13 protein-coding genes are annotated in these 14,107 nt (G+C 42.4%); all 13 read left to right on the top strand.

All coding sequences use genetic code 11. The features are described from left to right. Positions 1 to 26: 26 nt before the first annotated feature. The 13 genes from METVE_RS0111385 (at position 27) to pqqD (ending at position 14,064) form a co-directional block, all read left to right on the top strand. A complete protein-coding gene (locus METVE_RS0111385) occupies positions 27 to 686 on the top strand; it encodes an SPOR domain-containing protein (RefSeq protein ID WP_020168612.1) in 660 nt (219 codons plus the stop codon). Positions 687 to 714: 28 nt separating this feature from the next. Further along, a complete protein-coding gene (locus tag METVE_RS0111380) occupies positions 715 to 1,206 on the top strand; it encodes a CvpA family protein (protein WP_020168611.1) in 492 nt (163 codons plus the stop codon). 69 nt (positions 1,207 to 1,275) lie between these two features. Continuing rightward, positions 1,276 to 2,823 carry an amidophosphoribosyltransferase gene (gene purF, locus METVE_RS0111375; protein ID WP_020168610.1) on the top strand — a complete coding sequence of 516 codons (1,548 nt, stop codon included), beginning with the start codon at positions 1,276 to 1,278 and terminating at the stop codon, positions 2,821 to 2,823. A 340-nt stretch (positions 2,824 to 3,163) separates the two neighbouring features. Beyond that, on the top strand, positions 3,164 to 4,345 hold the full coding sequence (locus METVE_RS0111365) for an O-succinylhomoserine sulfhydrylase (protein WP_020168608.1): 1,182 nt from the start codon (positions 3,164 to 3,166) through the stop codon (positions 4,343 to 4,345). A gap of 266 nt (positions 4,346 to 4,611) precedes the next feature. Beyond that, positions 4,612 to 7,170, top strand: coding sequence for a DNA gyrase subunit A (gene gyrA, locus METVE_RS0111360; RefSeq protein WP_020168607.1), 2,559 nt, complete (start codon positions 4,612 to 4,614; stop codon positions 7,168 to 7,170). A 20-nt stretch (positions 7,171 to 7,190) separates the two neighbouring features. After that, positions 7,191 to 8,264 (top strand): 3-phosphoserine/phosphohydroxythreonine transaminase, encoded by a 1,074-nt coding sequence (gene serC / locus METVE_RS0111355; RefSeq protein ID WP_020168606.1) that lies wholly within the window; start codon positions 7,191 to 7,193, stop codon positions 8,262 to 8,264. Between the two features lie 12 nt (positions 8,265 to 8,276). After that, positions 8,277 to 9,359, top strand: coding sequence for a prephenate dehydratase (pheA, locus tag METVE_RS0111350; protein ID WP_020168605.1), 1,083 nt, complete (start codon positions 8,277 to 8,279; stop codon positions 9,357 to 9,359). Positions 9,360 to 9,419: 60 nt separating this feature from the next. Continuing rightward, positions 9,420 to 10,538, top strand: a complete 1,119-nt coding sequence (gene hisC, locus METVE_RS0111345; protein ID WP_020168604.1) for a histidinol-phosphate transaminase — start codon at positions 9,420 to 9,422, stop codon at positions 10,536 to 10,538. After that, positions 10,531 to 11,646, top strand: coding sequence for a 3-deoxy-7-phosphoheptulonate synthase AroG (aroG, locus tag METVE_RS0111340; protein WP_020168603.1), 1,116 nt, complete (start codon positions 10,531 to 10,533; stop codon positions 11,644 to 11,646). Before hisC ends, aroG begins: the two co-directional genes overlap by 8 nt. Before the next feature lie 169 nt (positions 11,647 to 11,815). Further along, positions 11,816 to 11,887, top strand: a complete 72-nt coding sequence (pqqA, locus tag METVE_RS12920; protein WP_012777389.1) for a pyrroloquinoline quinone precursor peptide PqqA — start codon at positions 11,816 to 11,818, stop codon at positions 11,885 to 11,887. A 158-nt stretch (positions 11,888 to 12,045) separates the two neighbouring features. Further along, positions 12,046 to 12,972, top strand: coding sequence for a pyrroloquinoline quinone biosynthesis protein PqqB (gene pqqB / locus METVE_RS0111335; RefSeq protein ID WP_020168602.1), 927 nt, complete (start codon positions 12,046 to 12,048; stop codon positions 12,970 to 12,972). A 9-nt stretch (positions 12,973 to 12,981) separates the two neighbouring features. Then, a complete protein-coding gene (gene pqqC, locus METVE_RS0111330; protein WP_020168601.1) occupies positions 12,982 to 13,755 on the top strand; it encodes a pyrroloquinoline-quinone synthase PqqC in 774 nt (257 codons plus the stop codon). Positions 13,756 to 13,779: 24 nt separating this feature from the next. Beyond that, positions 13,780 to 14,064, top strand: a complete 285-nt coding sequence (pqqD, locus tag METVE_RS0111325) for a pyrroloquinoline quinone biosynthesis peptide chaperone PqqD (protein WP_020168600.1) — start codon at positions 13,780 to 13,782, stop codon at positions 14,062 to 14,064. The last annotated feature ends 43 nt before the right edge of the window (positions 14,065 to 14,107 follow it).

Here is a 14,107-nt window from a genome sequence, read left to right as displayed (position 1 = left end):
GCTAAACAGTTGCCTGAAAGTGAAACATGCAAAAAGACATAAATGATCAAGAGTTAACCTTGAAAAAACGTGCAAGACGCCGTTTAGTGGGCGCGATTGCACTGGTGTTATTCATGGTGATTGTGTTGCCAATGATATTAAAAGATCGTTCTAATAAGCAACCTGCTGATGAAGTGACGATTACGTTGAACGATAACAAGCCTGCCGTTTTGCCTGAAGTGTCTGATTTTGATTCTAATATAGTACCGTCTAATACAGTGCCATTTAGCGAAGAGTCAGTAGATTCAATTACGCAACAATCTGCTGATCAATCAGAAACTGCAGAAGATGATGCTGAAGCATCGCCTAAACCACAAGTTGAATCTAAAAGTAACGACAATCAAAAAGCAGCAGTTAAACTGCCTGCCGTTAAACAAACTGAAACACCAAAAACTGATAGCAAAAAAAGTACGTCAAACGCAAAATTCTATGTACAAATTGGTGTGTTTTCAGATGAGGCGAATGTTAAAAAGCTGCAAGCCAAATTAACCGATTTAGGTTACAAATCACAAACTGAAAAGATAGATACCGCAAAAGGTAAAAAAATTCGTCTACGCACACAATTATTGGGTGAGCGTAATGACGCCGCTATCGCCTTGCAGAATATCAAAGACGCTGGACTTACTGGCATGGTGGTCAGTCAATAATGGCGGTTCAAATAGGCTTTTTTAAAACATGACAAGTTTTGATTACGCCGTATTAATCATTGTCGGCATTTCAATTGTCATTAGTATGATGCGTGGTGCAGTGCGCGAAATGTTATCCATCATTGGTTGGTTTGCGGCTTTTTATGTCGCTAAAACGTATGCTACGCAGTTAATACCTTTATTACCGCAAGATATTCCAAATGACCAATTACGTGTTTTGGCCGCTTTTTTAATATTATTTTTGGGCGTGTTGCTGGTGGTTGCTTTATTATCCATCGCGCTTTCCAGCATCATTAATAAAATTGGTTTAAGTTGGCTTAATCGGTTTTTTGGCGCATTATTTGGTTTTGCAAAAGGCCTATTCATTGTTTGTGTTTTAGTATTTTTAGCGGGCTTAACGAGCTTTCCTCAGGACAATCGTTGGACAAATGCCATGTTCAGTTCGCCGCTTGAGGCGCTTGTGAAAACAGCCTTACCGTGGATGCCGCAAACTGTCGCTAAGCATGTTAAATACGATTAACTAAATTCATTATTTAGATAGTATTAAGTTACACAGTATTAAAACCGTTTAATTAAGGACACTCAATTTATGTGCGGAATTTTAGGCATTGTCGGCAAAAATCCAGTTAACCAACTTTTGTATGATGGTTTACTCGTATTGCAACATCGCGGTCAAGATGCCGCAGGTATTGTGACCTGTGACGGAAATACGTTTTTTATGCACAAGAATAATGGCTTGGTAAAAGATGTATTTCAAACGCGCCATATGCGTAGCTTGGTCGGTAATGCTGGCATAGCACATGTGCGTTATCCAACTGCAGGTTCTTCTAGCGCGGCAGAGGCACAACCTTTTTACGTCAATTCGCCATTCGGTATTGTGTTGGGCCATAACGGCAACTTAACCAATTCTGAACAGTTAAAATCAGAAATGTTTCGCCAGGATTTACGCCATATCAATACCAGTTCAGATTCTGAAGTGTTATTAAATGTGCTTGCACATGAAATCGAGAAAACCTCACGCAATGCAGTATTAAATACAGACATGGCATTTGATGCAGTTTCTGGGGTACACAAGCGTTGTAAAGGTGCTTACGCAGTCGTTGCCATGATTGCCAATTTTGGCCTATTGGCGTTTCGCGATCCGAATGGCATTCGTCCGTTAGTGATTGGCAAACTAGACACCGATAAAGGCACCGAATATATCGTTGCATCTGAAAGTGTGGCGCTAGATGTTTTAGGTTTTCAGCTGATGCGTGATGTTGAGCCAGGCGAAGCGGTATTTATTGATATGGATGGCAATCTATTTAGCCGCCAATGCGCAGAAGCACCGACATTAACACCTTGTATTTTTGAGTATGTTTATTTAGCGCGCCCAGATTCTGTGATTGATGGTGTTTCGGTCTATCAAACACGGTTAGATATGGGCACAAGTTTGGCTGAAAAAATCAAACGCGAATGGAGTCATTTAAAAATTGATGTGGTGATTCCAATTCCTGATACTAGTCGTCCAAGTGCGCTACAACTCGGCATTACGCTGGGCTTAGATTATCGTGAAGGCTTTATTAAAAATCGTTACATTGGCCGTACTTTTATCATGCCAGGTCAAGCCCTACGTAAAAAGTCCGTGCGTCAGAAATTAAATCCTATTGGGATTGAATTTAAAGGAAAAAATGTACTGTTGGTCGATGACTCCATCGTTCGTGGTACAACATCGCAACAAATTGTGCAAATGGCACGTGATGCAGGCGCAAATAAAGTTTACTTCGCTTCCGCAGCACCACCAGTAAGATTCCCCAATGTGTACGGCATTGATATGCCAAGCCGTGATGAGTTGTTAGCGACTGGCCGTACAGACGAGCAAATTTGTCAGGAGATTGGTGCAGATGCGCTGATTTATCAAGATTTAGATGCTTTGATACATGATATTGCTAATTTAAATCCTAAAATGAAAGTATTTGATAGCAGTTGTTTTGACGGTAAGTACGTGACAGGTGATGTAGATGCTGCTTATTTGAATCGTATTGAATCTGCACGTGGTGATTTTAATAAAAAACAAAAGCCCAGTAACTCAAGTACACAGTTGGATTTAAATTTAATTGATGCTGAAGAAGATGAGGCCGTAGAGCAGATTTCTTAAGTTTATATTTGGTCAGCAGATACCCATTTGGGTCATCGCTTTCAGGGGGCTAAGTCAGCTGTAAAATGTAGTGTTGAAAGTGATGGGTACCAAAGCACTATCTGATTTTTTAATCAGCAATCTGCTTGACATGATCATGTTAAGGGCGTTAAATGTAATTGCGCTGATTTGAGTGGCCAACTTTAAACAAAGCCTTACTCAGCTTGCGGGCGCATAATAAATTCTGCTAAAGCGAGAGCCAAAACCCGTTTTAGCTTATTCTTTAGCTAACTCGGGTTTTTTAACGCCCAAATATTTAACCTAAGTATATTAAGCTTAACTATTTAAGTGATTTGACATTATGACGACACAGAAAACCTATCATCCTGAGACTTTAAGTTTACGTGCTGGTACAGAGACGACTGAGTTTGGAGAGAACTCGGAAGCTTTATTTTTAAATTCAAGTTTTAAATTTAAAAATTCCGCCCAGGCAGCGGCACGTTTTGGTGGTACAGAGCCAGGTAATATCTACTCGCGCTTTACTAATCCAACTGTCACCATGTTTCAAAACAAATTGGCCGCATTGGAAGGCGCAGAGCAATGCGTAGCAACATCCAGTGGTATGTCAGCAATTTTGGCTTGTGTGATGGGTTTATGCAGTGCTGGCGACCACGTTGTAGCGTCGCGTAGTGTTTTTGGTACAAGTGTTCAACTATTCGGCAATATTCTTAAACGTTGGGGCTTGGAAGTCACTTTTGTGTCGCTGACAGACCCATCTGAATGGCAAGCCGCAATTCAGCCTAAAACTAAATTGTTTTTTGTTGAAACGCCCTCCAATCCGCTCACTGAAATATGCGATATCAAAGTGTTGGCAGATATTGCGCATCAAGCAAATGCCTATTTGGTGGTTGATAATTGCTTTTGCACGCCGGCTATTCAAAAGCCATTAGATTTAGGTGCAGATATCATTATCCATTCCGCTACTAAATATATTGACGGGCAGGGCAGATGCTTGGGCGGAGCTGTGCTGGGCAGCAAAACTTTAATGGAACTTGTATATGCATTCTTGCGTACAGCAGGTGTGACCATGAGTGCTTTTAATGCGTGGGTGTTCTTAAAAGGATTGGAAACGCTGCATATCCGTATGGAAGCGCATGCGCGTAAAGCTTTGGAATTAGCAACGTGGCTTGAAACACAACCGCAAGTTGCACGTGTTTATTATCCTGGATTAGCCTCGCATCCACAGTATGCGTTAGCGAAAAAACAGCAGCTAAGTGGTGCGGCCATTGTCACTTTTGAAGTCAAGCCTAAAGCTGGCCAGACTTTGACAGAGGCCGCTTGGGCGCTGATTGATGCGACGGAGCTAATTTCTATTACTGCCAATTTAGGCGATGCTAAAAGCACGATTACACACCCAGCCACAACCACTCACAGTCGTATCTCACCAGAAGCAAGGCTAGAAGCCGGAATCAAGGATAACTTAGTGCGAATAGCGGTGGGTTTAGAACATGTAGAAGACTTGAAAGCGGATTTGCATTTTTAAGTGTTTTTGAGGGTTAACTTTTGAAAGTTAACCAGTTAAATCAGGCAAAATGCGATGATGTTGCCAGTGATGCGTTTAAATAATCTTAAGCTTGGTTTTACAATCTAATCACCACTTCATTCATCACTGTTTTAATGTCTTACAAGCGTTTTCTATGGAGAATAACACTGTAATAACACTGGTTAAACGTGTTAAAATCGACGCATTAAAAATTAAAAGCAGCCATCTACAGGCCATCATAAAAAGCTTAATTCACGGAAAATCTAATGGATCAATTCGCTAAAGAAACCCTACCAATCAGCCTAGAAGATGAAATGCGCCGTTCATACCTTGATTACGCCATGAGCGTGATCGTAGGGCGTGCGCTTCCTGATGTGCGTGACGGTTTAAAACCTGTGCATCGCCGCGTTTTATTTGCGATGCATGAGCTGAGCAATGACTACAACAAGCCGTATAAAAAATCTGCGCGTATCGTTGGTGATGTGATCGGTAAGTATCATCCGCATGGCGATACTGCGGTGTATGACACGATTGTTCGTATGGCGCAAAATTTCAGTTTGCGTTATATGCTGGTCGATGGTCAGGGTAACTTTGGCTCTGTCGATGGCGATAATGCAGCAGCGATGCGTTATACGGAAATCCGTATGTCGAAGATTGCGCATGAGTTATTAGCGGATATTGATAAAGAAACCGTCGATTTTGGCCCTAACTATGATGGTAGTGAGAATGAGCCGCTTATCATGCCGGCACGTATCCCAAATCTACTAATCAATGGTAGTTCTGGCATTGCTGTGGGCATGGCGACGAACATCCCGCCACATAATATTAACGAAGTATTAGATGCCTGTTTTGCGCTACTTAAAGACCCTGAAACGGGGATTGAAGAGCTAATTGAATTAGTACCTGCGCCAGATTTCCCAACTGCTGGCATTATTTACGGCACGGTTGGCGTGAAAGAAGGCTATCGCACCGGCCGTGGTCGTGTGGTGATGCGTGGTCGTACCCATGTAGAAGACATGGATAAAAGTGGTGGTCGTCAGATGTTGATCGTCGACGAATTACCATACCAAGTGAATAAGAAAACTTTCGTTGAGAAAATCGCTGAATTAGTTAACGAGAAAAAAATCGAAGGTATTTCTGATTTACGCGATGAATCCGATAAATCGGGCATGCGCGTGGTGATTGAGCTGAAACGCGGTGAGATTGCAGAAGTGGTGCTGAATAATCTATATAAGCAAACGCAATTGCAAGATACGTTTGGTATGAATATGGTGGCTTTGTTAGATGGTCAGCCACGTTTACTTAACCTAAAACAAATGTTAGAAGCGTTTTTACGTCATCGCCGTGAAGTGATTACACGTCGTACCGTATTTGAGCTGAAAAAAGCCCGCGCACGTGGTCACGTATTGGAAGGTCTGGCAGTTGCACTGGCAAATGTAGATGAGATGATTGCGTTAATTAAAGCTGCACCAACGCCGCCAGAAGCAAAAATTTCTTTGATGGCTAAAACATGGCAATCTCCAGTGGTGGAAGAGATGCTGAAACGTGCTGCGATGGAAGCGTCACGTCCAGAAGGCTTAAGTGTCGATTTTGGCTTAACACCCAATGGCTACCGATTAAGCGATGTACAAGCGCAAGAGATCTTGCAAATGCGTCTACAACGCTTAACTGGGCTTGAGCAAGATAAGATTGTGTCTGAATACAAAGAGGTGATGGATATTATTGCTGATTTGTTGGATATTTTAGCCAATGCTTCACGCGTGACAACGATGATTACTGATGAGTTAACTGAAATTCGTAAGCAATTTGGCGATAAACGTCGCAGTGAAATTGTCGCAAATGCGCAAGATTTATCACTGGAAGATTTGATTACGCCGCAAGATGTGGTGGTCACGCTATCGCATACCGGTTATGTGAAATCACAACCGTTGGATGAGTATCGCGCTCAGCGTCGCGGTGGTCGTGGTAAACAAGCTGCTCCGACTAAAGAAGATGATTTTATCGACAAAATGTTTGTGGCGAATACACATGATTACATTCTGTGCTTCTCAAGCCGTGGTCGTGTGTATTGGTTGAAAGTTTACGAAGTACCGCAAGGTAGTCGTATTGGCCGTGGCAAACCGATTGTTAATCTATTCCCGCTTGAAGAAGGTGAAAAAATCAACGCGATTTTAGCGGTGAAAGAGTTTGACGAAAATCACTTTATTTTCATGACAACTGCACGCGGTACCGTTAAGAAAACTGCATTGAGTGAATTTGCGAACCCACGTAAATCAGGCATCATCGCCATTAACTTGGATGATGATGATTACTTAATCGGTGCAGAAGTGACCAACGGTAAAAACGATATTGTGTTGGTTTCCAATGGTGGTAAAGCCGTGTGGTTTACTGAGGATGACGTACGTCCAATGGGTCGCGCAACACGTGGTGTTCGCGGTATGAAGTTGGCGGCTAAACAACAAGTGTTGTCATTGTTAATTGCGGATAATGATCAACAAACAGTGTTGGTTGCGACTGAAAATGGCTATGGCAAACGTACAGTGCTGGCTGATTTCCGTCACTCTGGTCGTGGTACACAAGGCGTTAAGGCAATTGCTGTGAGTGAGCGTAACGGTTTAGTTGTCGCAGCCAAACTGGTGAATGAAGATGATGAAATCATGCTGATTACTACAGGCGGCGTGCTGATTCGTACGCGTGTGAAAGAAATTCGCGAGCTAGGCCGCGCAACGCAAGGTGTGACGCTGATTAACTTGGGCGAAGGTGAGAAACTATCTGGGCTTGAGAAAATTGTTGAAACAGATGAAGAGTTACCTGCTGAAGAATAACGATTTTATTTAAGAGTAATATGAAGCAAATTTATAATTTTTCTGCAGGCCCTGCAGTACTGCCAAAACCTGTATTAGAACGCGCGCAAGCTGAAATGCTGGATTGGCATGGTAGTGGCATGAGCGTGATGGAAATGTCACACCGTGGTAAAGAGTTCACCAGCATTTTAGAAAAAACAGAAGCAGATTTGCGTACTTTGTTAAGTATTCCAAATAACTACAAAGTGCTATTTTTGCAAGGTGGCGCAATTGCAGAAAATGCCATTATTCCGCTAAATTTGCTGTCCAATAAAAGTGCTGATTATGTTGTTACTGGTGCCTGGAGTAAACGCAGTGTTGAAGATGCGCGTGCATTCGGTACCATTAATATTGCGGCGACCAGCGAAGCAGATGGTTTTACGCGTGTGCCCGACTTTTCAAGCTGGCAATTGAATAAGGATGCGGCGTATGTGCATATTTGTACCAATGAAACCATTCATGGCGTTGAGTTTGATGGCATTCCAAACGCAGGAGATGTGCCGATTGTAGCGGATATGTCTTCACACATTTTGTCACGACCAATTGATGTGAGCCAATATGGCGTGATTTATGGCGGCGCCCAAAAGAATATTGGGCCAGCTGGTTTATGTATTGTGATTGTGCGTGAAGATTTATTGGATAGGGCAAGCAAACTGACGCCTGCTGTATTCAACTGGAAAACGCAGGCAGAAAATCATAGCATGATCAACACGCCGCCTACTTATAGTATTTATATTGCAGGGTTGGTGTTTGAGTGGTTGTTAGCGCAGGGCGGTGTAGCAGCGATTGAACAGAAAAATATTGCCAAAGCCAAACTTTTTTATGATTATGTGGATAACAGCGATTTTTATAGCAACAATATTGCATTGAATAATCGCTCACGCATGAATATTCCATTCAAGCTGCAAGATGAAAAGCGCAACGATGCCTTTTTAAAAGGAGCGGAAGCACAAGGTTTGCTGCAATTAAAAGGTCATCGGATTGTTGGTGGCATGCGCGCCAGCATGTATAACGCCATGCCAATCGAGGGCGTACAAGCACTGATCGACTATATGAAACAGTTTGAACGTGCATAAAATAGTTAAGATATGAGTGAACAGTTAAAACAACACAGAGACCAGATTGACGCCATTGATGAGCAGATTTTAAAGCTTGTTAATGAGCGCGCATCACTCGCGCACGCGATTGGTGGCTTGAAAGGTGACGGTGTCATTTATCGGCCAGAGCGTGAAGCACAGGTTTTACGCCGTTTACAAGCGAATAACAAAGGTCCTTTGTCGAGCGAGGCAGTTAGTCATATCTTTCGCGGCGTCATGTCTAATTGTCGTGCCTTGGAAAAAGAGCTTTCCATCGCTTTTTTAGGGCCACTTGGTACATATAGCGAAGAAGCTGCGCTTAAACAATTTGGATTAGGACGTGGTGCTGTCGTTTGCGCCAGTATTGATGAAGTATTCCGTACTTTAGAAGCTGAACAAGCGGATTACGGCGTAGTGCCTGTTGAAAATTCGACCGAGGGCGCAATTGGCTTGACGCTGGATTTGTTGTTAGCGAGTCCGCTAAAAATCTGCGGCGAAGTCACTTTGCCAATCCATCATTGTCTGCTGTCAAAGCAAACTGACATCAGCCAGATTTCGCATGTATTTTCGCATAGCCAGTCGTTATCACAATGTCATGAGTGGTTGAACAAAACATTGCCACGTGCGCAACGTGAGCCAGTCACCAGCAATGCATTTGCCGCACAAATGATTCATAACTTGGTTTCAACTGATAATACGTTTGCCGCCGCTATTGCCAGCAAACGTGCTGCTGAGCTATTTAATTTATATGTGTTGGCTGAAAATATTGAGGATGATCCTAAAAATACTACGCGTTTTTTAGTGTTAAGTAGACACGAAGTTGCGCCTTCCGGACATGATAAAACCTCAGTTGTGATGACTACACAAAATAAACCAGGCGCAATGCTAGCATTGTTGGAACCATTGTCTCGGTATGGCGTCAGCATGACTAAATTTGAATCACGTCCTTCTAAACAGGGTTTATGGGATTATGTTTTTTTCGTGGATATCGAAGGCCATCAAACAGACGAAAAAGTGAAAGCCGCTTTGCAGGATTGCAAAATGCGCGCCTCTTTCCTTAAGGTGCTGGGTTCTTATCCAGTTGCCGTTGTTTAAGCCAGTTGTTAAAGTAAGTGTCGTTTAAGTCAACGTTTTAGCTATTCTAGGGTTTTCTGTATGCAATCATCCGAAGTCAATTTAGCTGAATTAGCGCCTGAATACGTACGTGCCATTGCGCCGTATCAAGGTGGAAAGCCGATTAGCGAACTTGCGCGCGAAATGGGTTTAAATGAGGCGGATATTGTCAAACTCGCTTCAAATGAAAATCCTTTAGGCATCAGCCCCAAAGCGCAAATGGCGATTGAAGATGCGATTGGCGATATCGCGCGTTATCCAGATGGCAATAGTTTTGCCTTGCGCGATGTGGTGAGTAAAAAATTCAATGTCGCGCATAATCAGATCGTATTTGGTAACGGATCGAACGATATTTTAGAATTATCGGCACGTGCATTTTTGCGTGCAGGCGATGAAGCCATTTATTCGCAACATGCTTTTGCGGTGTATCCATTGGTGACGCTAGCAGTTGGCGCGACTGGTGTGGTGATTCCCGCTAAAAACTATGCACATGATTTAGATGCGTTTGTTAAGGCTATTACGCCCCAAACACGTTTAATATTTATAGCAAACCCCAATAATCCAACAGGTACCTTAATTGCTAAGAACGAGCTAAAAACGTTTTTAAAACAAGTGCCTAATCACGTATTGGTGGTGTTGGACGAAGCGTATGATGAGTATTTGTCTGCTGATAATAAATCTGAAGCAATTGAATGGTTAAGTGAATTTAATAACCTGATTATTTCACGCACTTTTTCAAAAGCTTATGGCTTGGCTGGTTTGCGTATCGGTTTTGGTTTGATGCATGCCAGTGTTGCCGATATGCTGAACCGGGTGCGCCAGCCATTTAATGTGAATAGTATTGCGCAAGCGGCGGCAATTGCTTCGCTCAATGATGAAGATTTTGTCGCGCGCAGTTATGCATTAAATCAGGCGGGTATGGTGCAATTGACACAAGGCTTTCATCAGCTGGGTTTAGAGTACATTCCATCGTATGCCAATTTTATCAGTTTTAAAATTGCCAATGCTGCAGCAGTTAACCAACAGTTGCTTAAAAATGGTGTCATCGTGCGGCCAGTTGCCAATTACGACATGCCCGATTATTTACGTGTGAGCATTGGATTATTTAGCGAGAATGCAAGATTTTTAGAAGTATTAGAACAGATTGTCAAAAATGACTGAGCAAGATAATTTAATAGTCGGAAAAGCAGCATACGAAAAACTGGCGACAGATGACGTTCGTATCAAAGAGATTAAAACGTTGATTACGCCATCAGCGTTATTGGCACGCTTTAAAGAAAGTGCAGAATCGACCCATAATATTCTGCAAACGCGCACAGCGATTCACCGCATATTGCACCAAACAGATGATCGGTTATTGGTCATTGTAGGGCCGTGTTCGATTCATGATGTGAAGGCAGGGATGGAATATGCGCGCCGTTTACTGGAAGTGCGTAAGACTTTAGCCGCCGATTTATTGATTGTGATGCGCGTGTATTTTGAAAAGCCACGCACTACAGTGGGCTGGAAAGGTTTGATTAACGACCCGCACTTAGATGGCAGTTATCAGATTAATGAAGGTTTGGAAATCGCGCGTAAATTTTTGCTGGATGTAAATGAAATCGGCATGCCCGCTGGCGCTGAATTTTTAGATACGATTACACCGCAATATACGGCTGACTTGGTTAGTTGGGGCGCAATTGGCGCACGTACGACAGAATCGCAAGTGCATCGCGAATTAGCATCAGGCTTGTCTTGTCCGATTGGATTTAAAAACGGTACAGATGGCAGTGTGCGCGTGGCGACCGATGCCATTAAAACGGCAGCCAGCCCACACCATTTTTTATCGGTAACCAAAGAAGGCCAGTCCGCTATTATTTCGACGACAGGCAATGAAGATTGCCATGTGATTTTGCGCGGTGGGAAAGTGCCGAACTATGATGCTGACAGCGTTGACGAGGCATGTGACCAACTTACAGAAGCCGGACTTGTGCCAAGGCTGATGATTGATTGCAGCCATGCTAATAGCAGTAAGCTATATAGCAAACAAAAAGAAGTAGCGCAGGACGTGGCGAATCAAGTCAGTACTGGGGATGCGCGGATTATCGGTTTGATGATTGAATCACATTTGGTAGAAGGTCGCCAAGATCACGCACCAGGTTGCGATTTGGTTTATGGGCAATCGATAACGGATGGTTGCATTAGCTGGCAAGATACAATTAATGTTTTGGAAGAGTTAGCAACTGCCGTGCGCAAACGTCGCCATCAAAGATTAAGTGAAGAAGTTTAACGCTCTATTGTTGGAGTGATAGTGGTCATATAGGCATCATGAATTTACTTAGTGTTTATTCGGTATCTTTGCGGTGTTGATAAAACTAATTAGCGCGCAAAATTCGTTTCACGTTGTAGCAATAGTTAATTGACAACGAAACTTAATATTTACTTAAAGGAAAATTATCATGTGGACAACACCAGCAGCTACAGAAATGCGTTTTGGCTTTGAAGTAACAATGTACGTAATGAATAAATAATTAGTGTTTTTTTGCTAATTAGTGAAAAAAGGCTGCCGCAAGACAGCCTTTTTTTATAGAAAAGCTCTCTTTAGTGAAATAAAGCTAAAGCTTTTCTATAAAAAAAGTAATTGTAACAATAGTAAAATTTATAGCTTATTCATTCGGTAAAGAATCTCATGCATATTCACGTTTTAGGTGCCGCAGCTGGCGGTGGTTTCCCACAATGGAACTGTAATTGTTTCAACTGTGACGGCTTAAGAAAAAAAACAATCAAAGCAACTAAGCGTACGCAGTCTTCCATCTGCGTCAGTGGCGATGGCGTTAACTGGGTTTTATTTAATGCATCACCTGATGTATTACAACAGATTCAGGATTTCGCGCCCTTACAACCGGGGCGCAATATCAGGGATTCAGGTATTCAAGCAATCATCTTGATTGACGCACAAATCGATCATACGACAGGTTTATTCATGTTGCGTGAAGGTCAGGTAAAACGTGAAATTTACTGTACTGATATGGTGTATGAAGATTTAACCAGTGGTAATCAAGTGCTGAATATTCTCGGTCACTATTGTGGTATTAATCGTCATGATGTGCCTATCGACGGTAAACAAAGCTTTACTATTCCCAATGTTCCGAACTTAAAATTTACTGCTGTTGCATTAAAAAGCGCCGCGCCACCATATTCACCACATCGTAACGACCCGCATCCTGGCGATACGATTGGCGTATTGATTGAAGAAATCAGCACTGGTAAAAAATGCTGGTATTCCCCTGGTTTAGGCGAAATTGAACCGCATTTGCCAGAGCTAATGAGCCAAGCCGATTGCATCATGGTGGATGGCACGTTCTGGACCAATACTGAGATGATTGATATGGGATTGATGACTAAAACGGCACGTAGCATTGGCCATAATCCACAATCAGGTGAGGGTGGCATGATTGAGAAATTGAGTGAGTTTGGTCAAGACAAAGAAATACGTAAGATATTGATTCATATTAATAATACCAATCCTATCTTACGTGAAGATTCGGCTGAACGCGCGATACTGAATCAATATAAGATTGAAGTGGCGTATGACGGCATGGACATAATATTGTAAGGAAATAGGATGAACGCACTCACTAATAATCTACCTTGGACACGTGAAGAATTTGAAGAAAAGCTACGTGAAAAAGGGCATGGCTATCATATCTACCATCCGTTTCATGTGATGATGTATGAAGGTAAGTTAACCAAAGATCAGCTGCAATGTTGGGTAGCGAATCGTTTTTACTATCAAATTTCGATTCCGATGAAAGACGCAGCGATTTTATCGAATTGTGATGATGTAGAGGTAAGAAAACAGTGGATAGTGAGGATTACTGACCACGATGGTGTTGATATAGACGGAAAAAAAGCCGTTGGTGGGATTGAGGCATGGATTCAGCTAGGCGAAGCAGTTGGCTTAACACGCGAGCAAATCACTTCACTTAAAATGGTGAGCCCCGGTGTGAAGTTTGCGGTAGATGCGTATGTTAACTTCGCCAAACAGCGCAGTTGGCAAGAGTCTGTCTGTTCCAGTTTAACCGAGTTATTTGCGCCGCATATTCATCAGCAACGCATCAGTTCGTGGCCAACCATGTATCCGTGGATTAAAGAAGAAGGTTTAAGCTATTTTAAAAAACGCCTGACAGAAGCGCGCCGTGATGTTGAGCAAGGGCTTGGCGTCACGCTGGATTATTTTAGTACCTCGCGTGAAATGCAACTTAAGGCGCTAGATATTCTGCAATTTAAACTCAATGTGCTGTGGGTGATTGCCGATTCGATCATGTTAGCTTCGACGGTTGATGTGAAAGTGGCAGGTAAAGATTATTTTCATCAGCCAGTGATTAACTTTGAATAGACTAATTTTGAATAAGAGCAAAAAATGACAGATAACACCATTCTAGATTCAGACGTTTTTGCGATTGCGTTACACCATCGTTTTCAGTGGGAAGAAGCACAGCAAAGTTACGTGATACTTTTTCCTGAAGGTATGGTCAAACTGCATGGTGGCGCAGGCGAAGTGATTAAGCGTTTAGATGGTAAAGCAACAGTAGGTGAGATTGTGGCAGATTTGAAACTCGCTTTTCCAGACGCTGAGAATATCGAAAAAGATATTATTGGTATGTTTGAAATGTCGTATGGTAAGGCATGGATTAGAAAAATATAAATTAGAAATGGTTAAGTGTACTTAAAAGTTGATGTAAAAAATT

This window comes from Methylotenera versatilis 79, assembly GCF_000384375.1.
Classification (GTDB): Bacteria; Pseudomonadota; Gammaproteobacteria; order Burkholderiales; family Methylophilaceae; genus Methylotenera_A; species Methylotenera_A versatilis_B.
The sequence above is the reverse complement of the archived record's forward strand: the minus strand, read 5'-3'. Positions and strand labels throughout refer to the sequence as shown.